Below are 19,356 nucleotides of genomic sequence, written 5' to 3' on the forward strand. Positions count from 1 at the left end.
CCGAGCCCGCGGCCCGGGACCACCGCCCGGACATCGAAGAAAGAACCACGAGCTTACCCCGTACGTATGAACTGTCCGTTTTGTCTGTGCGACTGTGCGGCCTCCGTGTATCCGAACCCGCAGCTGGGAGGCCCTTTGTCAGCGACGTCGACGAGTGCGTGCCGGACGTCGGCGCCCACCGCGAAGTGACCTTGGCGGGACTGTGACGTTGACCCCCGACGTAGGCGGCCCGGAACGGCTGGGCGCCACGAGCAGCGATGGGATTGACGGGTTATGCGGAAACCACTCGTGGTGGTCTGTACGGCGGCCTCGGCGCTCCTGCTCGCGGGCGGTGTCGTGGCGACGTCGGCCGACGCCGACGAGCGGCCGGACGGGGCCGGCTGGAGCGACTTCTGGTGGCCCAGCCTGTTCGGATCGCCGGGGTCCGGGAACGACCTCGCTGGGGGGACGGTGGAGGAGCCGTTCGCCGACCGGGGGGTGCACGAGCGTCCCGACCTCGACGACGGGCCGGGGGAGGAGCCGGGAGGGTCGTCCGGCGACGGGCTGCCCGGCTCCGCCGCGCGGCCCGATGCGGTGGCTCGGCCTGGTTCGGCGGGTGGGCACGATTCCGGTCAGCCCGGTGCCGCTCAGCCCGCTCAGCCTGGTGCCGGTCAGCCTGGTGCCGGTCAGCCTGGTGCCGGTCAAGCTGGTTCCGGTCAGCAGGGTTCCGCTCAGGCTGATTCCGGTCAGCCCGGTTCGGCGGGTCGGCCTGGATCGGTGGGGCGGCCCGGTTCGGGAGGTTTCGGGCAGCCCGGCTTCGCGGGGCAGCCTGGTTTCGCCGGTCAGCCCGGTATCGGTCAGCCTGGTTTCGCGGCTGGGCCTGGCTTCGCGGCTCAGCAGCGGCCGGGAGGAACGGCTCAGCGGCAGGCGCCCGCGGCTCAGCGCCGGCAGCCGGCCGCTCAGCGGCAGCGACCCGCGGCTCAGCATCGGGCGCCCGCAGCCCAACGCCCCGCAGCCGATGTGATGGCCGGCGCCCGCCAGGCCGTCACCGCCCGCGACGTCTCGGCCAGCCCTTCAGCCCCAGTGCAGCAGCGCGTCCTCATTCTGATCAACCAGAACCGACGCCGCGGCGGATGCGGCTCGCTGACCCTGGACCGCCGCCTGATCCTGGCCGCCCACGACCACGCCGCCGACATGGCCCGCCGCCGCTACTTCGCCCACGAATCCCCCAACGGCGACCGTGCCGGCGACCGGGTGAGCGAGCGAGGCTACCGCTGGAAGCGTTACGGAGAGAACATCGCCCGCGGCGCTGACAGCGCCTGGGAGGTGGTGAACGGCTGGATGAACAGCCCCACGCACCGCCGCAACATCCTCGACTGCCGCCTCCACCAGATGGGGATCGGCCTCGCCATCTCCCACGACCGCACCCCGTACTGGGTGCAGGACTTCGCCACTCCCGAGTCATGACCCGCGCGTCTTTTCAGGCAATCGCCCGATTCGCGCCCCCAACCAGCCCTACCCCTCCCACCCGGGGGCCGGCCTGAAAATACGCCACTGGAAAACGACAAATCGTGGTTGTCCACAGGCTCAGACCCGTGACCTGCCTGACAATCCTCGGCGGGCTGGCGGGCTGGCGGGCTGGCGGGCTGGCGGGCTGGCGGGCTGGCGGGCTGGCGGGCTGGCGGGCTGGCGGGCTGGCGGGCTGGCGGGCTGGCGGGCTGGCGGGCTGGCGGGCTGGCGGGCTGGCGGGCTGGCGGGCTGGCGGGCCGGCGGTCGCGCTCTGTGCATGGCCACAGTCCCCGCTTCCCCTGGCGGGTTGGCGACGGCTGTTCGTTTGGTGGCCGCGACCCCACGGAGCGGGCCGGAATCAGGTGGCGGGGTCAGGCGACGTGGCGGGCCGGGCGGAGCAGGGTCAGGGCGCGCAGCGCTTCGGCTCGGGAGATGGGCTGGTCGTCGTCGGCCTGGACGGCGAGGGCCATTTCGATTGCCTGGCGGATCCACGCTGTCTTGGGGACCTCGGCGGCCTGGGCGGCGGAGGCGACGGCCTGGTCGAGTTCGATCGGCAGGCGCAGCGAGCGCACCACCATGACCGATGATCCCGTGGGGGGCAGGGAGTCGAGCAAAGCCTGCTCGTCCCGCGCGGGCGGGGGCGGCTCGAAGGTCAACCCCTCCATGAAGGCGGCGAGCTGTTCGGGTGTCTGCGGCACTGCGTCGTCGTGACTCATCGGGTCTCCTCCCACCTGCTGAACTCCACCAGTTCCGCGTCCGTCATGTCGCGCGCGCCGATGATTCTCCAAGTGTGACCGGCGGTGTGGTAGACCGCCACGATCAGTGGCCGGCCCGCCGCCGTGCGGCCCCAGACGGTGAGCACGGGGACACCGGTGGCGCTGACTGCCCGGCGCGGCCATCGCCGGCGGGCCTCCAGTGCCTGCCGCACCTCGCGGGGCTCGATGCCGAGCAGGGCCGCCAGCGCCCACTCTTCCCATTCGTACGGCACCCGGCCAGCGTACTACGCGCGTAATACGCCGCAAAAGGCTCAAGAGGCCGTAGCGGGCGACGATTTGGCCTACCGGTTTCGCGCCACGCTCCCTCCGCAGGAGCTGTGCATCGCTTCGCTGTGCTTCTATGTGCGGACAAGTTTCCTGGGGAGGAACACAGTGAGAGTGAGACGGGTTGGCGCCCGCCTCACCGGGGTCGTCTTGGCGACCCTGGTCGGCGGCGGTCTTGGCGCGGTGGCGCTGTCACCGGCAGGCGCCGGTGCGGCGGTCGGCACGCCGGTGACCTTGACGGTCAGCAAGGCCGCAGCCGCGGGTTGCTCGACCGGCAAGTATCAGAAGCAGGTCGAGTGGTGGCTCCACAAGCTCGGCGGGTTCGGCAAGACGACGGTGGACGGCAAGCAGTCCGCCGCCGACTGTGCGGCCATCAAGAAGTTCCAGAAGCGGTACGGCATCCAGCCCGCGCAGGGCCTGGCCGGTCCGACCACGTACGACGTGGCGAGCCGGCTCGGCCGTACGAAGGTGGGGGCCTGCAAGGCCAAGAAGTCCGGCATCACGTTCTGCGTCAATCTGACGGAACAGACGGCGTGGATCATGAAGAACGGCAAGCGGCACACGAACCCGACCGTCGTCCGGACGGGCATGAAGGGTTACCGCACACCGGCCGGGACCTTCAAGATCAATAAGCGGACGAAGAAGGAGTGGTCCGACCCGTACGAGGTGTGGCTGCCCTACTGGCAGCGCTTCAAGGGCGGGATGGGCTTCCACCAGACCACGACCTACATCCACGACAAGTGGCGGGGCTCGCACGGCTGCGTCAACCTGCTCAAGCAGGACGCGCAGACGTACTACACCGTCGGCAAGATCGGGATGACGGTCAAGGTCATCGGACGTCGCCCGGGAACCTGAGCGACAGTCGCCCGGGAACTGAGCGACAACCGGGCAACCATCGGGCAACCACCGGGAAGGCGGGCCTCTCCTCAGAGAGCGGCCCGCCTTTTCGCGTGGGTGGTCAGGACCTCGTGCCGCGGGATCAGCCACTCCCCGCCCGCCGCGGTGATCACGCGCAGACCCTCGCGCCCCAGCGTGTAGCGCACGTCGAGGAAGTGGCTGACGGTGTCGTCGTGGTGCACGACCATCAGCTCGTCGGCTGCCTGCATGGCTCACGTCCTTCGGTTGTGGTGCGCCCGGTCATACGGATGCGGCTGCCCGGCTGGTTCATCCGCACGTCGGCATAGAGTGGCGTGCGTGTCTGCCAAACCCCCTCGCTCGCTGGTCGTGGCAGCGGCCGTTTTGTTCCTTGTCTCATCGACCGCCGCGTCCTGCAGTGAAGAAGAGACGCGCGTACGCCTCGGCGAAGCCGCCCGCGGCACGGTGTCCGAGATCGTCGAGGCGCCCGGTTCGGTGACGGCCCGCGCCGCGGCCACGGTCAGCGCGCCCTCCGCCGGCACCCTCGACGACCTGCGCGTCGAGTCGGGGCAGCGGGTCAGCAAAGGTCAGGTCCTGGCCGTCATCGACGCCCCCGACGTGCAGGCCCGCCGCCGGTCGGCCGAACGCGCGCTCGACGAGGCGTCCCGCGGCGGCCCGCGCATCGGCGGCACCTCGGGCTTCACCGCCGTCCGCCGCAAGACGGACAAGCAGGCTGCGGACGCCTTCGACCAGGCCCGTGACGCCGCTGGCAAGATCACCGACCCGGCCCTGCGTGAGGTGCTGCTCAAGCAGGTCGACGCGGCGAAGCAGCAGTACGACGCCGCCTCGGCCGCCGCTGGGGCAGCCCTGCGCTCGGTGCAGCAGGGGGTGGCGTCGCTCGGCGAAGCGGTCAGTTCCCTCTCGGCGGCGCAGCGGTTGCAGGCCCAGCAGGCGTACGAGCTGGCCGACGCCGCTGTCGAGGCGCTCACCCTGCGCGCGCCGGTGGCCGGGGTGGTGCAGCTGGGTGGCACGTCGAGCGGCGGCTCCTCGCTCAGCGACCTGCTCGCTGCGGGGGGACCGGCCGCCCCGCAGTCGGCAGGGGGCGGCAACACACTGCCCGGCGTCGACGAAGCGGTGCCCCGGGGCGCGTACGTGGCGGCCGGAACCCCGATCCTGACCGTGGTCGACGTGAGCCGGCTGGGCCTGACCGCCGAGGTCGACGAGACCGACGTGCTGCTCGTCAAGGCAGGGGTGATGGCGACCGTCGAGCTGGACGCCGCCACCGGCGCGAGCTATCCGGCCACCGTACGGGCCATTGACCTGCTGCCGACCACGTCGAGCCGCGGCGGGGTGTCGTACAAGGTGCGCCTGGATCTGGGTGGCGGGAAGGGCGCGGACGGCGAGCCGGCGCCCACGCCGCGACCGGGGATGAGCGCCGTGGTGCGGTTGCAGGTGCGTGAGGCCGACGACGCGGTCACCGTGCCCGCCTCGGCCATCATCAACGTCGACGGCAAGGACACCGTCTGGGCCGTACGCGGCGACAGCTTCGAGCGGGTGCCGGTGACGCTCGGTGTGCAGGGTGAGGACGTCGTCCAGGTGACCGACGGGCTCGACGCGGGACAGCGGATCGCCGTCTCGGGCGCCGACGAGATCCAGCCCGGCGACCGGCCCGCATGACAGCGCCCGCCATAGTCGCCACCGGCGTCAGCCGCACGTACGACCTCGACGGCGTCTCGGTGCCCGCCCTGCGCGGCGTGTCGCTGACCATCGAGCCCTCCGACTACCTGGCGATCGTCGGCACCTCCGGCTCCGGCAAGTCCACGCTGATGCACCTGCTCGGCGGGCTCGACCGGCCGTCGGGCGGCACGCTGCTGATCGGCGGCCGTGACGTGTCGACGCTGAACCCGGCCGAGATGGCGAAGCTGCGCAACGAGACCATCGGGTTCGTCTTCCAGTCGTTCCACCTGCTGGCCCGTACGACGGCCCGCGACAACGTGGCTCTCCCGCTGGTCTATCGCGGGGTCGGACGCCGCGAGCGCCGGGAACGCGCCACCGCGATGCTGGAACGGGTCGGCCTGTCCCACCGCCTCGACCACCGCCCCAACCAGATGTCCGGCGGCGAGCAGCAGCGTGTGGCCATCGCCCGCGCCCTGGTCACGAGCCCGTCGGTGCTGCTGGCCGACGAGCCCACCGGCAACCTGGACTCGGCGACCGGCCAGTCGGTGCTGGCGCTGCTCGAGTCGCTGAACGACGAGGGTGTGGCCGTCGTGCTGGTCACCCACGACCGCGATGTGGCCGCCCGCGCGCACCGCCAGATCGTCATGCGCGACGGCGTGATCGTGTGAGGATCGCCGAGGCCTGGCGTGTGGCCCTGGACGCCCTGCGCGCCAACCGGCTGCGCAGCGTCCTGACCATGCTCGGCGTCGTCATCGGGGTGGCCGCGGTGGTGGCGCTGGTCGGCATCGGCACGGGCACCAAGGGCCAGATCGAGCAGCAGGTCGAAGGGCTCGGCTCCAACCTGCTGCTGGTCGTGCCGGGCCGGCTCGAGGCGGGTTCGGCCCCCACCGCGTCGACGATGACCATGGACGACGCCGAGGCCGTGGCCCGGGTGGTCGGCGACCGCGACCGGGTTGCCGTGACGATCGCGTCGGGGGAGACCGTGCGCGCCGGCTCCCGGTCGGCCTTCGCCAGCATGCAGGGCGTCCTCGAGACCACACCCACAGTTTTCGTGCGCAACCTCGACCGCGGTTCCTACCTGACCCGTACGGATGTGACAACCGGCCGCCGCGTGGCGGTGCTGGGCGCGGGCACGGCCACCGCCCTGTTCGGCGACCGTGACCCGATCGGCCGGCAGATCACGATCGGCGGCGTCCGGTTCCGGGTCATCGGCACCTTCGAACGGCTCGGGCAGAGCCTCGGCGTGGACCGCGACAGCGAGGTGCACGTGCCGGTGACCGCCGCGCAGCGCCTGCTCGGCACCGACCGCATCGACGGGCTGGCCATCCGCGCGCCCGACCGCGAACGCATCAACGAGCTCGCCACCGCCGTCACCGAGACCCTCACCGAGCGGCACCCGGACACCGACTTCAGCGCCGTCACCCAGGAACAGATCCTCGGCGTGCTCGGCGACATCCTGGGCGTGCTGACCGGGGTGCTGGCCGCGATCGCCGGCATCAGCCTGCTCGTGGGGGGCGTCGGTGTCTCGAACATCATGCTCGTCTCGGTGCGGGAACGAACCAAGGAGATCGGATTGCGTAAGGCCGTCGGCGCCCGTCCACGCGACATCGGGGTGCAGTTCCTGCTGGAGGCCGTGCTGCTGACCACCATCGGCGGCGTGCTCGGCATGGCCCTGGGCGTCACCGCCGCGCTGCTCGTCGACCGTTTCTCGCCGGTGCCCGCCGCGATCACCTGGTGGTCGCTGGCCCTGGCCTTCGGTGTGTCCGCGGTCGTCGGCATCGTCTTCGGGGTCGTGCCCGCCCAGCGCGCCGGCCGCCTCGACCCCGTCGTGGCGCTGCGCACCGAATGAGGACGCCGCCCGCACCCCTGCTGGTCCTCACCGCCATCGCGTCCGTGCAGGTGGGCAGCGCCATCGCCCGGGGCCTCTTCGACGACCTGGGCGCCTCCGGTGTCACGTTCCTGCGCCTGGCCATCGCGGCGCTGATCCTGGCCGTGGTGACCCGTCCCCGCGTACGGGGGTGGTCGGCGGCCGCCTGGCGATCGGCGGCCCTGCTCGGCGTGGCCATGGCCGGCATGAACCTGATCTTCTATCTGTCCCTGCGGACGGTGCCGCTCGGCATGGCCGTGACCGTCGAGTTCCTCGGCCCCCTGCTGCTGTCGCTGGTGCAGACCCGGCGCCTGGTCGACCTGCTCTGGGCCGGGCTGGCCGCGGCCGGGGTGCTGCTGCTGGGCCTGGACAGCACCGGTTCGGCCCCGCTCAGCGGGCTGCTGCTCGCCTTCCTGGCCGGGTTGTTCTGGGCCGCCTACATCGTGCTGAGCGCCCGCGTGGGCTCCCTCGTTCCCGGAACCGGTGGCCTGGCCGTCTCGCTGGCCGTCGGCGCCCTGCTCGTGTTGCCGTTCGGCGCCGGCGGCGCGACCGGCGTCGTCGGCCACCCGTCGCTGCTCGTCGGCGTGGCCGCGGTCGCCCTGCTGTCGTCGGTGTTCTCGTACGGGCTCGAGATGCACAGCCTGCGCCGCATCCCGACTCGCGTCTTCGGCATCCTGATGAGCCTGGAACCGGCGGGGGCCGCGCTGGCCGGGCTGGTGATCCTGCACCAGCGGCTGGGCTGGGCCGAGGTCGTCGCGCTGGTGCTGGTCACGCTGGCCAGCGCGGGCGTCACACTGGCCCGCCGGGAGTCGCGCAAGCAGGCCGAGGCAGTGGCGTCCTCGGCGTGACCACCGGCAACATCCCGTGCGGGCGCTACGGCCGTAACCACCCACCGAGCTCGCCGTCACCCCCGGTTCGGCGCTGGTGCGTTTGCCGGAGGTGACGAGGCGTACGGGATCCTCAGGTCTTCGGGTCTTCCGCCGAACCTTCGGAAGATGATGCGTTATCAGTTGCGCGACGAGCACGGGGCCACGCGCAGCGTCGCGCAACTGATGCTGGCCGCGGCGCCGGTTGTCGCGCTCACCGGCCTGGTGCTGCCCGACGAGCACCCGGTCGAATGGGTCGTCGCGATCTCGGTGACCGTCGTGTTCATGGCCGGTGGGGGATGGCTGGCCTGGCGGCGCCCGCAGGTCGTGCCGCGCGTGTTCTGGCTGCTCGTGCCGTTCGTCGGGGTCGGCACGATCGCCGGGCTCAACTTCGCCTCGCACGACGCGGGCGCGGGCTCCCAGCTGTTCTATCTGTGGCCGGTGCTGTACACGGCCAACTTCCTCAGCAACCGGGTGACCGCCGCGATCCTCGTGCTGGTGTCGGCGGGACACGCGTCGGTCGCGTTCGACGTGCGCGGGTTCACGCTCGGGCTGGCCGACTGGGTGTCGGTGACCGTCGCGCTCAGCCTCACCGCGATCGTCGTGGCCTCGCTGCGCAACCGCAACGACCGGCTCCGCGAGGTGCTCGAGTCGCAGGCCCTGGCCGACCCGCTGACCGGCGTGGCCAACCGGCGCTCCTTCGACGAGCACCTCGACCGCTCGGTGGCGTGGGCGCGGGGGAGCGGCGAACCGCTGGCCCTGCTGACCGTCGACATCGACCACTTCAAGCACATCAACGACACGTGGGGCCACGGGGTCGGCGACCGTGCTCTGCAGGTCGTGGCTTCCGGACTCCGTACGGTGGCCCGGCGCGAGAACGACATGGTGGCCCGGCTCGGCGGCGACGAGTTCGTCGTGCTGCTGCGAACCGACCGGCTGGGCGCCCGCGCGGCCGCCGACGACGTGCGCGCGGTCCTGTCGGCCGTCGACCTGCCGTGCGGCACGCCCGGGCTGAGCATCGGCATCGCGCTGGTGCCCGACCACGCCGCCACGGCCGAGGACCTGCGGGCGGCGTCGGACTCCGCGCTCTACGCGGCCAAACAGGGCGGGCGCGGCCGTACGGCGATGGCCCACCCGCCCACGTCGCGGCCCACGGTCAGCGCGGCTGGATGATCGGCTGCTCGGCGGTGGTCTCGTCGAGAGCCGGGTTCTTGGTCAGGCCCAGGATGTCCTCCCGCGTACGGGGGTAGGGGCCCCAGCCGTCGCGCAGCACGTGGATGTAGACGGCCTCCAGGCACACCCCGACCCGCGCGGCCAGCTCGGTGTCGTCCGGCCGGCCCAGCCGTACGGCCCGGGCGAAATGATCCAGGGCCTCCATGTGCCGCCCCTGGTCGAAGCAGCACCGACCGGCGTTCTCGTGCACCACGCTGCGCAACGTCTCGGGGACCTCGGAGCCGGTCGCCTTCGCGAACAGGCGGTCGGCCTCCTTGAAGTCGCCCCGCAACCGCAGGATGTGCGCCAGCTCGGCCTGCGCGATCACCTCGGACTGCAGGTCCCGCGCCGACTCGGCGTGCGCCAGCGCCAACCGGCTGGCCGCGGCCGCCATGCCCAGCTCGCCGAGCAGGCGGTACACCTCGGCCCGTACGCTGAGCAGCCCCGCCTTGGCCACGTTGTCGACCTCGTCGGCGAGCGGGCCGTCGAGGCGTTCACCCAGTTCACGCAGGGCGTCGCGGTCGTCGACAACCTCCCGCAGCGTGCCACCGTCGAGCCGCCACCGGATGGCCTCGAGGTCGGCCGCGGACAGGGCCGGGCGCTCGGCCTCCGGCTCGGGGTCCGCCTGGCGCCGGGGGTGGTGCGCCGCCATGCGCTCGTCGATTTTCGCCCGTACGGCGGTGGGGTCGAGCGGCTTGTCCTCGGCCGGCTTGTCTCCTGCGAGCTTGTCCCCGTGCTTGTCCGCGGCAGGCCAGTTCTCGGCCGGCCTGTTCGCGGTCGGCTTGTTCTCGGCCGGCCTGTTCGCGGTCGGCTTGTTCTCGGCCGGCCTGTTCGCGGTCGGCTTGTTCTCGGCCCGCCTGTTCTCGGCCCGCCTGTCCTCGGCCCGCCTGTCCTCGGCCCGCCTGTCCTCGGCCGGCTTGTTCTCGGTCGGCGGCCGGCGTCCCCGGAACAGGCCCGTGACGTCCATGTCGATGACCACGCCGTCACTGGGCGGGCCCGGGTCGACGAGGCCGTTCTGCGGCGCCTGAGCGTGGGCGGCCTGCTGCTGGGCCGGTGCGTTCGCCTGGCGACGGTCGGCTTGCCTTTCGTCCTGGGACTGCCCCAGGCTTTGTCCACCGTTTTGCGGCGTTTGTTCCGATCGCTCCGGCTGTCCCGCTTGCGGGGTTCGCTCGGGTTGCTGGCTGGCGGCGTGTGGTTGCTCCGTGCGCCCTTGCTGCGGGGCCGTCGCCGGCTGCTGCGTACGCTCGGCCTGCCCAGCCGCTTCGGACTGTTCGCGATACTGCCGCGACGCGTCGGACTGCCCGGTAGTGAGCTGCCTCGAGCCGCCGCCCTGACCCCCGAACCACATGCCGCCGAACTCGGTCTCCGCCGTCCGAACCGGAGCATCCGGCCCCGACACCGCAAGACGCCCTATCGGCCGTACGTTGTGCAGCGTGCCGTCCGCATCCATGTACGGCGCGGCGTGCGCCCCCATTCGGTCCGGGTCGTCGAGTGCCCCCGAACCGGTCGGCTCGTCCGGACCGGCGTGCCGAGACGTCCTGACCGGCGGCTCGCCCGCCAGGGGCCGCTGAGCCGGGTCGGCTGGTACTTCCCGCTCGCCGGTCCGGGGTTGCTGAGCCGGGTCAGCTGGCACTTCCCGCTCGCCGGTCCGGGGTTGCTGAGCCGGGACAGCTGGCACTTCCCAGTCGCCGGTCCGGGGTTGCTGAGCCGGGTCAGCCGGTACTTCCCAGTCGCCGGTCCGGGGTTGCTGAGCCGGGTCAGCTGGCACTTCCCGCTTGTCGGCCGGGGGTTGCTGAGCCGGGAGAGCTGGTACTTCCTGCTCGCCGGTCCGCGTTTGCTGAACCGGAGCGGCCGGCGTTCCCTGTTCACCAGCGGGAGCCGGCCGCGTCCGCAGCGGCAGGCTGATCTGCGCCGCGCCCTGCGACCCGGCCTCAGCCGTCGGTGGTGGGGTCGGCTGGGTCGGCTGCTGGGTCGGCACCGCCTGCTCCGCCGCCGGGCTGACCTGCCGCGGAACGGCCGGGCTCTGCGGCCTGACCCGCTCCCCGGCGGGCGCGCTCACGGGTGCCGAAGCCAGCGAGGTGGGCCGGCCCCCGTCCACCCGCGAGGGCGCCCACGACGACTGTTCGGCCGTCGTGCTCTCCGGCCAACCCTGCTGTTGACCGTGCTGCGCGGCGGTGGTGTCGTGCTGCTGGTACGCGAACCGAGCATCGGACCGCGCGTGCTCTGCGGCACCCGGCGAGCCCATCGGCCCGGGGTCAGGCTGCCCGCCCGTGTGCTGACCAGGTGCGAACGGATTGCCCGCCCGAACGTGGTCCGCGTCGACCGGCGATTGCTGCCCTGGCGTGTGCTGCTGACCGACGTACTGGCCAGGCGTGGGCCGGCTGGGCTCACGCTGCTCGGGAACGGGGTGGCCGGGCTCATGCCACGCGGGAGCCTCGTGCCCGGGCACGTGCTGGTCACGGCTCCGGTTGTCGGCCGGCTGCTGCTGGGGTGTGGTCAGGCCGGGGATCGGCCGACCAGGCGTGAACTGGCCGGACTGCCGCTGCCCGCGACCCTGCTGATCGAGTTCACGCTCGTCGGCGATCTGCCCCGCGCGTGCGCGCAGGTCCGAGTAGCTCTCGTCGGGTGTGCGCTCCCCACTGACCCGCTGAGCGGAGGGGTGCTGCTCGGGCGCATGCGAGTCGGGCGGCCGCTGACCCGGGAATGGTCGATCGGTCGGCTGCCGACCCGCATCCTGCCGGCCCGCATCCTGTCGGCCCGGCCCGTGCCGGTCGGGTGATTGCTGGGCTGGTCCCTGCTGGTTGGGTGCCTGTTGGGCTGGCCCGTGCTGGTTGGGTGCCTGGGCTGGTCCGGGCTGGTTGGGTGCCTGCTGGCTCGGGCCGTGCTGGTTGGGTGCCTGCTGGCCCGGCCCGTGCTGGTTGGGTGCCTGGGCTGGTCCGGGCTGGTTGGGTGCCTGCTGGCTCGGGCCGTGCCGGTCGGGTGCCTGGCGGCCCGGCCCGTGCCGGTCGGGTGCCGGCTGGCCCCGCCCGTGCCGGTCGGGTGATTGCTGAGCTCGTCCGTGCTGGTTGGGTGCCTGTTGGGCTGGCCCGTGCCAGTCCGGTGCCTGGGCTGGACCGTGCTGGTTGGGCGCTTGCTGGCCCGGCCCATGCCAGACCTGAGCGCGCTCGACCGGGGCCGGCTGACCTGCCGCGTGCTGGTCGTGCTCGTGCGAGCCGGGCGTCTGCTGACCGAAGGCGCGCTGTTCCGGAGCGCGCCAGTCCGGTGTGCCCTGTTCGGGGGCGGGCTGACCGGCATAGGGCTGCGCCTGTTCGCGACGGCTCGGGGTTTGCTGGCCGGGCCCGTGTTCTCCGGGCCATTGCTGGTCAGCCGTTTGGCCCCCGGGCCACTGCTGGGCCGGAGCCTGCCGATCTGCACCGTTCTGAGCGCGCGCGTTGTGGCCGGGCGCGTCCTGGCCGGGCATGTGCTGGCCCGATGCCAAGTGCTCCGGCTCTTGCGGGCCCGGCCACTGCTGGCCGGCGAGCTGCTGGGCGGGCTGGTGTTGACCAGGAGCCTGCCCGCCGGGAGTTTCCGGCCGACGGGCTTGCGGTTGGGCCGATGGCCCGGGACGCGACCCCGGCTCGGCGGACGGCTGCGGGTCGCGGGCCGGCTCCTGCTTGTCCGAGCCGTGGCCGAGCAGCTTTTCGACCGCCCGGCGAAGGACACCGCCCCCGGATTTGGGTGAAGCGGCGGGTGTTTCCGGAGCGTGCTGCTCCGAACCCGGCTGGGCAGGGCCACGCTGCACCGGCACCGACGGAGCACCGGCTGCCTGTTCCGGCCACCGGGCCGATTGGTCGGGACCGTACGCCGGCGCGGATGGGTGCGGATCCCGTCCCGGCGCCGTCGGCGGTCGCATCCGGGCCGACTCGTCGGCCGGCCACCCGGGGAAGTCCTGGTCTCCGTCCGGCGGCACCGATCCGCGGTTCTGCGCGGGAGGCGGCGGCGACGGCCTGACGCCAGGCTGACCCGGAGACACCGGGGAAACCGCCGGAGCTCCTGGCGAAACCGGCGACGCGAAAGGCCCGGAATGCGAGCCGGACGGCGTCACAGGACCGGCTTGCGGGTGCGACGGCGCGGCAGGACCGGCCTGCGGGTGCGGCGGCGCGACAGGACCGGCTTGCGGGTGCGGCGGCGCGACAGAGCCGTTCTGCGGGGCGGGCGGCCTCTTGTGGGGCGCCCCCGGACTGACCGGTGCCGGCGAGGGACCAGCATTCGCCGAGGAGGCCGGGAGCGGCCCGGCCTGAGCCGAGTGACCCGGGGCTGCGGCGGCGTAGCCGTGCTGCGGCGCAGCCGGTGACGTCGGGAACTGGCGCGACGACGGGTCGCCACGTTCCGCCTCGGACCGGCCGGGTTCCGCCATCCGCTGGGCGGGCGGCACCTGAGCACCAGGAGCCGGTCCCTGCGCGGCCGGGGGAACCTGGGCGCCGAAGATCGGGCCCTGAGGCGCCGCGGGCGGCGTGTGCGAGGCGGGTCCCTGCGCCATGTCGGGCCGCGGTCCTGAGCCGTGGCCCGGCGGGGTGTGCGGGCCTGCCGCCGCGGGCGGGACGGACGCGGGAGCCCGCGGTGGGACCGGACCCGAAGGTCGAGGAGCAGCACCCGGCGGCGGGCCCGCAGGCTGGACCGGAGCACCCGGCACCGGACCGTGAGCCGCTGGCTGCTCGCCCGGCGGCACGGAGGCGGGCTGGCCGGGGTAAGCCGGCGCGCCCGGCGATACCGGGCGGCCGAAACCGCTGCTCGGCAGGGCAGCCGGAGGCGCGTCGTCCGGCACCATCGACCACGGGTCGTCGCCCTCGGCGAGGAAGACGTGCGCAGTCCGCGGGCTGCGCCGCGAGCGCGGCATCTCAAGCCGCGGATCGGTCTCGGAGAGCGATGGATCGCCGGGCCGCTGCGACCCACCGCGTCGCTGCTGCGTCGGCGGAACACCTTCGCGGTTCTGCGGCGGAACAGGAGCGCGGTCCTGCGGCGGAACGCCTTCGCGGTTCTGCGGCGGAACAGGAGCGCGGTCTTGCGGCGGAACGCCTTCGCGGTTCTGCGGCGGAACGGGAGCGCGGTCCTGCGGCGTGACGCCACCGCGGTTCTGCTGCGGAACGGGGCCAGGGACCTGTCCGCGCCCCTGCGGCGGAACCTCGCCGCGGTCGTGACCATCGGCGGGCGCTTTCGGCGACGCCGGAGCGCGGCCCGGCTGAGCGGTGGGACCACGCTCGGCGCCCTGATCGGGGCGCTGCGGCGCCGAGGGGCGGCCCGCAGGTGTCGCGGGGGCGGACGGCGGGGCGGCAGCGGCCGCGCGCGCGGCCGGGGCCTGCTGCGACGACGGCGTCTCGACCGCGGCCGGCGAGGTCTGGCCCGGCGGGGTTTGGGCCGGAGCCCGCGGCGGCACGGACGGCGGACGATTGACCGGCGTGGCGGGCACCGGGGGAGGGCTGACCACCCGGGCGGCAGGGGTGGGGGCGTGTGTGCCGACCACCCGCGGCGGGGCGGGCGGTTCCGCCTTCTTGACCACGCGCGGGACGGGCGGAGGCTCCTCTTTGCCGATGACCCGGGGCGCGGCGGGCGGCGTGGCCTTGCCGACAACCCGGGGGCCGTCGTCGAGCTCGGACTCCGAGTCGTCGTCGGACGACGCCGCCCCGGAGCCGGCAGCGGCGGGTGCCCCTTCGGCCCAGCGCTGGTCGGAGCCGCGGGCCGCCGGCGCCTCAGCAGCCCAGCGTTCGGAGCCGGAGACCGCCGGCGCTTCTTCGACCCAGCCCTGCTCGGAGTCGAAGCCGGCCGGCTGGTCGTCGGTGGTCCAGCCCTGGCCACCGACCGGCACGCCGTGGTCCCAGGCCGGGCGGCGGCGATCGGCGACGATCTCGCCTTCGATGGTGCGCGGCGGGCGCTCGTCGAGGATCTCGCCGTCGATCGTGCGCGGCTCCTCGCGCGGCGCAACCCGGCCACGGCGGTTGTCGGCCTCGGCGGGCCACTGACGGCGCTCGTCGAAGTCGCGATCGAGGTCACGGCGCGGTTCGGGCCGTTCGGCGTATTCGCCGCGGTAACGGCGGCGCTCGTCGTAGTCGCCGCGCCGCTGGTCCCGGCCGTCGACAGGCAGCTCGTCCCAGATCATCGCGGCGCGTTCGCCGGACCGGCGTACCCCCTCGTCGGGGTTCGGGGGGCGGCGGCGCTCGTCGTACTCGTACGCGTCGTCACGCCGGCGCGGGGCGTCGGGGCGGCGATAAGGATCGTCCTGCGGCACCCGGGCCCGCCCGCTGGCGGCGGACGCGGCGGGGCGATCCTCCTCGGGCCGGCGAATACGCGGAGGTTGCGACCGCGACGGGTCCGACCGCTGCGGTTCGGACCGCTGCGACGAGGACCGCTGCGATCCGGATCGCGTCGGCCCGGGTCGCTGCGGCTCCGAGCGAGGCGGCTGCTGCGGCCGCCGCTGACGCCACCGGCCGGACGGGCGCTCCTCGTCGTCGCTGCGGCTGACGGTTTTCACACCGGGGTTCGGCCCGTGCCCGTACGCCTCCAGGTCGCGGTGATCGAACGGCTCGTCGATGTCGTCGTGCGGGTCGTACCGGTCGTCACGCCGTGCGTATGTCGTGTCGGGCGCGTCGAAGTCGGCCCCCAGCTCGGGCCGGTTGAAGTCGACCTCGTCGAAGTCGTCGCCGGCCAGGTTGGGCTGGGACGTGTCGATCGGCACGAAGTCGGGGTCGTCGAGCCAGCTCGGCCGCTGCGAGTCGAACGCGGCCTGCGGCTTGGCAGGCTGCCCGCCGGAGCTGCCGGTGGCGCGGCGCTGACGGCGTGCGGCCAGCTCGTCGACCGGGCCGCCGGGGCCGCCGCCGCGGCGGGTCGGAATCACCGGATCCGGGATGTCGCGTCGCTCGTACTGGCGCTCTTGCACGACCGCCGTGTTGGGGACGATGGAATACTCCGAGTACTCCTCTTCCCAGTATTCGTCGTCCTCGAAGCTCATACCGTTGTCCCCGGAGCGTGCGTACGGCGGCAGGGGAGGTGCCGATCACCCCATCGCCGCATGCCTCGCCCCCCGATCGTCACGCGTGCCCGGATGGTCGGCTTCCACGCGGTGGATGTGGAAGGTTAACCACGGATTTGCGAGCCGCGCCACCACCCCCGGGAGCGCTTCTCACGACCGTGCGCCGGGTCGGGACCGCGTGATGGCCCCGGCTCGTCGCTGTGCCGGACATGTTTCCTCGGCGGAGAGTACGCGTAGCCGCGGCGAACAGTTCAAATCCTGTCGGCTGATGTACAGATCGTTCGATGGCCGGGACAAGCCGTCACCGTCGGTGGTTGCGCGAACTTAAGCAACTCTTAAACCCGTTCTGACGATACGGACGGGTAACCGCGCCACCCGGCAGTGGCGAACCACACGTCGTCCGGAGACGGATCATGGTGCCCTGTGGTGTCACGGTGGATGTGCACCCGGGAGTGCAGAGCCTCAACTCCCCGGCCGGCGGCCGCCGCCCCCCGTTTCGATGGCCGCCACCGCGCACACTCAACGCGAACGCTCACATCGTCCTGCCCCCCATGCCGGTGTGAGGTCGTGCCTGCGCGGCTGTGCCGGGACGAGACGGCGGCGGGGGTAACTCCCCGTCGCCGTCTCGCCGCCTCGGGTTTTGTCACACCGGGGCGGTAGCTTCTTCTCGTGAGTAGCTTCGAAGCAGATCCCGAGGTCGGCCTGTCCGCGCCGGCCGCCATGGAGTTGCTTGAGGGCGCCCCGGTCGCGCTCGGCGGTCCCCGTGGCTTCGCCGTCACCCGTACCCTGCCCAACCGGCAGCGGCGCATGGTGGGCGCGTGGTGCTTCCTCGACGCGTACGGACCTCATGATCTCGCTGCCTCCGAGGGCATGCGTGTCGGCCCGCACCCGCACACCGGCCTGCAGACCGTCACCTGGCTGCTCGCCGGTGAGGTGCTGCATCGCGACAGCCTGGGCAGTGTGCAGCTCATCCGGCCGGGCCAGCTCAACCTGATGACCGCCGGCCGCGGCATCTCCCACTCCGAGGAAACACCCGTCGAGCACACGCCGGTTCTGCACGGTGTCCAGCTCTGGGTCGCGCTGCCACACGCCGTACGTGATGTCGCCCCGGCCTTCGCCCACCACGCCGACCTGCCCGTCGTCACCGGGGCCGGCCTCACCACCACGGTCCTCATGGGCGCCTTCGCCGGCGCCACGTCACCCGCCCGCTGCTACACACCCCTGGTCGGGGCCGAGCTCGCCCTCGGCCAGGGCGCCGCGTCCACGTTGACTCTGAGACCCGATTTCGAGTACGCGTTGCTCGCGCTCGACGGCGCCCCCACGGTCGACGACGCCACGCTGAAGCCCGGTCCGCTGCTCTACCTGGGCTCCGGCCGCGAAACGGTTCGGGTCGCCACCGCCTCCCCGTCCCGCCTGCTGCTGCTCGGCGGCGAGCCGTTCGACGAACGCATCGTCATGTGGTGGAACTTCGTGGGCCGCGACCACGACGAGATCGTCCAGATGCGAGCCGACTGGTCCGACCACACCCCGCGCTTCGGCGAGGTCCACGGTTACGACGGCCCGCCCCTGCTCGCGCCGCCGATGCCGATCACCCGCCTGGTGCCGCGGGGCCGCGTCCGCTGACCTCTGTGCCGGGTTTTGCGAACAGCGCACGGGGTGTGCGTCGTACGGGGCATTCCGGTTGACGCTGCGCGGTCGCGGGCGGATGGTCGAGTGGTCCGGCCGTGTCGTGCCGTTCGCAGGGAGCATCAGTGGACTTCTGGGACGCGGGCAAACTCGCCCTGATCGTGGCCACGCCGACGCTGCTCGGCGCGCTCGTGGTCTACGCGCCCAAGTGGTGCGAATTCATCGCCGAGCGGTGGGAGGCGGCACACCCCAGACCGCCGGAGCCGTACGGTCCCCCGATCGAGCAACTCGCCGCCGACCTGCGCCGCCTCCTGCGCTTGCACGGCGAGCTCACCGCCTCGGCCCACCTGGCCATGCGCGCGCACCGCCTCTGGGCCGTCGAAGCCGCCATCGGCGCCCGCGGCATCGAGGCCGCCCGGGCCCTCGGCCTGCCCCACCCGGAGCTCGGCCCCCTCGACATGCTGACCCGCCGCCAACTCCACGACCTGCTGACGTCGCTGGCCGCCGCCGGCTTGGTCCTCCCGGCCCACGTAGGCCGCTTCACCTCCGACGGTCGCATCTGACCGGCCTGAGTCTCGTGCACCTGTGCGCTGTGGGTTGCTCCTACCTCCCGCGCAGGCCGTACGCCTCCGACGGTCGTATCTGACCAGCCGAAGTCCCGTGGACTCGCTTGTGCGGTTCCGACGTCGCGTCCGACCCGGCCGCCCAAGCCGCTGGCGGCGCAGCGCTCACGCCGTGAAGCGGCTCGACCCCAGGATTTTGGTGATCGTCACCTCGATGGCCACCCGCGCCGGGTTGGGACGCGGCTGGCGGTAACGGGCTGCGTAGCGCTTCTCGGCCTCGGCCACCGACTCCGGGTCGTCACGTACGACCGCGAGCCCCTCCACGGTCGTCCACCGTGGCCCGTCCACCTGGCAGATCGCGACGCGCTGCTGCCCGTTGCGCACATGCCGGACATGGGCCGACCCTGCCGACGAGATCACCCGCGCCATCCCGGCGGCCGGGTCCAGGGTTGCCCCGACCGCAACAACATGCGGCGATCCGTCAGCCCGCAATGTCGTGAGCGTGCAAAGGTGCCGCTCGGTCCAAAACGCGTACAAGTCGGAATTGCTGATGTCAATCCGGCCGCTCATCGCCGACCCGCCCACAATGCACCCATCCACCCATCATGCGCGGCGCGATCATCCACCCGGCAGGCGGCCCGGCCACTCTGCTTGCCGAATCGTGTGCCGCTCGCCGAGCCTGCATCGGAAGCGGATCCGGTTCCTGGTCGCAGGGCCACGAACACCAGAGGACGCTCCGCCGCGCGTATCCGGTTCGGCCAACGGAAGCCACCCTGAAGCAGTCAAACTAGGTTCCTAGGATGCTCGGTCGTTGGGTCACTGGCCGCGGGAGTGCGGGCAGAGCAGCAAGCGCCACTGAAAATCAGGGCGGTGGCGGTGGCGGTGGCGGTGGCGGTGGCGGTGGCGGTGGCGGTGGCGGTGGCGGTGGCGGTGGCGGTGGCGGTGGCGGTGGCGGTGACGGTGACGGTGACGGTGACGGTGACGGCGGGGCAGCGGGGCAGCGGGGCAGCGGGGCAGCGGCGGTAGGCAAGGCCGTGGGGCAGGGGCGATGGGCAGGGGCGGTAGGCAAGGCCGTGGGGCAGGGGCGGTGGGCAAGGGCGGTGGGCAAGGACGGTCGGGCAAGGGCGGTGGGGCGGTGACGTTGGGGCGGTGACGGCGG

The 19,356-nt window shown here is 72.9% G+C and carries 16 protein-coding genes and 1 pseudogene; 11 read left to right on the forward strand and 6 right to left on the reverse strand.

All coding sequences use genetic code 11. The features are described 5' to 3' along the window. Positions 1 to 138: 138 nt before the first annotated feature. Positions 139 to 684 (reverse strand): hypothetical protein, encoded by a 546-nt coding sequence (locus C8E87_RS46855; RefSeq protein ID WP_369076863.1) that lies wholly within the window; start codon positions 682 to 684, stop codon positions 139 to 141. Here C8E87_RS46855 and C8E87_RS45885 point away from each other — a divergent pair. Then, the gene (locus tag C8E87_RS45885) at positions 596 to 1,003 is read left to right on the forward strand and encodes a hypothetical protein (protein WP_239080179.1); all 408 of its coding nucleotides are present in this window, start codon (positions 596 to 598) and stop codon (positions 1,001 to 1,003) included. The genes C8E87_RS46855 and C8E87_RS45885 overlap by 89 nt on opposite strands. Next, entirely contained in the window at positions 1,003 to 1,446 is a 444-nt protein-coding gene (locus tag C8E87_RS32360; RefSeq protein ID WP_133877265.1) for a CAP domain-containing protein, read from the forward strand. The genes C8E87_RS45885 and C8E87_RS32360 overlap by 1 nt, the downstream gene beginning before the upstream one ends. Before the next feature lie 413 nt (positions 1,447 to 1,859). Here the strand turns inward: C8E87_RS32360 and C8E87_RS32365 are convergent, their stop codons facing one another. Next, complete coding sequence (locus tag C8E87_RS32365) at positions 1,860 to 2,204, reverse strand: hypothetical protein (protein ID WP_133877266.1); 345 nt, start codon at positions 2,202 to 2,204, stop codon at positions 1,860 to 1,862. Next, the gene (locus C8E87_RS32370) at positions 2,201 to 2,476 is read right to left on the reverse strand and encodes a hypothetical protein (RefSeq protein WP_133877267.1); all 276 of its coding nucleotides are present in this window, start codon (positions 2,474 to 2,476) and stop codon (positions 2,201 to 2,203) included. The genes C8E87_RS32365 and C8E87_RS32370 overlap by 4 nt, the downstream gene beginning before the upstream one ends. 166 nt (positions 2,477 to 2,642) lie before the next feature. Here C8E87_RS32370 and C8E87_RS32375 point away from each other — a divergent pair, with 166 nt between their 5' ends. Then, entirely contained in the window at positions 2,643 to 3,383 is a 741-nt protein-coding gene (locus tag C8E87_RS32375) for a L,D-transpeptidase family protein (protein ID WP_239080176.1), read from the forward strand. 71 nt (positions 3,384 to 3,454) lie between these two features. Here C8E87_RS32375 and C8E87_RS32380 read toward each other — a convergent pair whose 3' ends face one another. Then, the gene (locus tag C8E87_RS32380) at positions 3,455 to 3,634 is read right to left on the reverse strand and encodes a hypothetical protein (protein WP_133877269.1); all 180 of its coding nucleotides are present in this window, start codon (positions 3,632 to 3,634) and stop codon (positions 3,455 to 3,457) included. An 88-nt stretch (positions 3,635 to 3,722) separates the two neighbouring features. Between C8E87_RS32380 and C8E87_RS32385 the strand changes: the two genes are divergently transcribed. From C8E87_RS32385 to C8E87_RS32405, 5 genes and pseudogenes are all read left to right on the forward strand, one after another. Beyond that, positions 3,723 to 5,060 carry an efflux RND transporter periplasmic adaptor subunit gene (locus C8E87_RS32385; RefSeq protein ID WP_239080175.1) on the forward strand — a complete coding sequence of 446 codons (1,338 nt, stop codon included), beginning with the start codon at positions 3,723 to 3,725 and terminating at the stop codon, positions 5,058 to 5,060. Beyond that, a pseudogene (locus C8E87_RS32390) lies at positions 5,057 to 5,725 on the forward strand (ABC transporter ATP-binding protein); the annotation flags it as partial. The gene C8E87_RS32385 and the pseudogene C8E87_RS32390, both read left to right, overlap by 4 nt. Next, a complete protein-coding gene (locus C8E87_RS32395) occupies positions 5,725 to 6,909 on the forward strand; it encodes an ABC transporter permease (RefSeq protein WP_133877272.1) in 1,185 nt (394 codons plus the stop codon). The pseudogene C8E87_RS32390 and the gene C8E87_RS32395, both read left to right, overlap by 1 nt. Next, complete coding sequence (locus tag C8E87_RS32400) at positions 6,906 to 7,775, forward strand: EamA family transporter (protein WP_133877273.1); 870 nt, start codon at positions 6,906 to 6,908, stop codon at positions 7,773 to 7,775. The genes C8E87_RS32395 and C8E87_RS32400 overlap by 4 nt, the downstream gene beginning before the upstream one ends. Before the next feature lie 147 nt (positions 7,776 to 7,922). After that, complete coding sequence (locus C8E87_RS32405) at positions 7,923 to 8,966, forward strand: GGDEF domain-containing protein (protein WP_239080174.1); 1,044 nt, start codon at positions 7,923 to 7,925, stop codon at positions 8,964 to 8,966. Here C8E87_RS32405 and C8E87_RS43940 read toward each other — a convergent pair. Continuing rightward, on the reverse strand, positions 8,950 to 15,987 hold the full coding sequence (locus C8E87_RS43940; protein ID WP_166661358.1) for a hypothetical protein: 7,038 nt from the start codon (positions 15,985 to 15,987) through the stop codon (positions 8,950 to 8,952). The genes C8E87_RS32405 and C8E87_RS43940 overlap by 17 nt on opposite strands. A 690-nt stretch (positions 15,988 to 16,677) precedes the next feature. Between C8E87_RS43940 and C8E87_RS32435 the strand changes: the two genes are divergently transcribed. Both C8E87_RS32435 and C8E87_RS32440 read left to right on the forward strand, forming a co-directional pair. Next, positions 16,678 to 17,631, forward strand: a complete 954-nt coding sequence (locus C8E87_RS32435) for a pirin family protein (RefSeq protein ID WP_239080173.1) — start codon at positions 16,678 to 16,680, stop codon at positions 17,629 to 17,631. A 128-nt stretch (positions 17,632 to 17,759) separates the two neighbouring features. Continuing rightward, entirely contained in the window at positions 17,760 to 18,197 is a 438-nt protein-coding gene (locus C8E87_RS32440) for a hypothetical protein (protein WP_133877279.1), read from the forward strand. A 165-nt stretch (positions 18,198 to 18,362) separates the two neighbouring features. Here the strand turns inward: C8E87_RS32440 and C8E87_RS32445 are convergent, their stop codons facing one another. Beyond that, on the reverse strand, positions 18,363 to 18,767 hold the full coding sequence (locus C8E87_RS32445; protein ID WP_133879083.1) for a TIGR03618 family F420-dependent PPOX class oxidoreductase: 405 nt from the start codon (positions 18,765 to 18,767) through the stop codon (positions 18,363 to 18,365). 300 nt (positions 18,768 to 19,067) lie between these two features. Between C8E87_RS32445 and C8E87_RS32450 the strand changes: the two genes are divergently transcribed. Next, positions 19,068 to 19,223 (forward strand): hypothetical protein, encoded by a 156-nt coding sequence (locus C8E87_RS32450; RefSeq protein WP_166661353.1) that lies wholly within the window; start codon positions 19,068 to 19,070, stop codon positions 19,221 to 19,223. The last annotated feature ends 133 nt before the right edge of the window (positions 19,224 to 19,356 follow it).

The sequence above is a fragment of the Paractinoplanes brasiliensis genome, from assembly GCF_004362215.1.
GTDB lineage: Bacteria > Actinomycetota > Actinomycetes > Mycobacteriales > Micromonosporaceae > Actinoplanes > Actinoplanes brasiliensis.

Bases quoted from the DNA above. Each gene is read 5' to 3' on its own strand.
- C8E87_RS32360 (WP_133877265.1), top strand. From the start codon at position 1,003: ATGGCCGGCGCCCGCCAGGCCGTCACCGCCCGCGACGTCTCGGCCAGC.
- C8E87_RS32365 (WP_133877266.1), bottom strand. From the start codon at position 2,204: ATGAGTCACGACGACGCAGTGCCGCAGACACCCGAACAGCTCGCCGCC.
- C8E87_RS32380 (WP_133877269.1), bottom strand. From the start codon at position 3,634: ATGCAGGCAGCCGACGAGCTGATGGTCGTGCACCACGACGACACCGTC.
- C8E87_RS32400 (WP_133877273.1), top strand. From the start codon at position 6,906: ATGAGGACGCCGCCCGCACCCCTGCTGGTCCTCACCGCCATCGCGTCC.
- C8E87_RS32405 (WP_239080174.1), top strand. From the start codon at position 7,923: ATGATGCGTTATCAGTTGCGCGACGAGCACGGGGCCACGCGCAGCGTC.
- C8E87_RS43940 (WP_166661358.1), bottom strand. From the start codon at position 15,987: ATGAGCTTCGAGGACGACGAATACTGGGAAGAGGAGTACTCGGAGTAT.
- C8E87_RS32445 (WP_133879083.1), bottom strand. From the start codon at position 18,767: ATGAGCGGCCGGATTGACATCAGCAATTCCGACTTGTACGCGTTTTGG.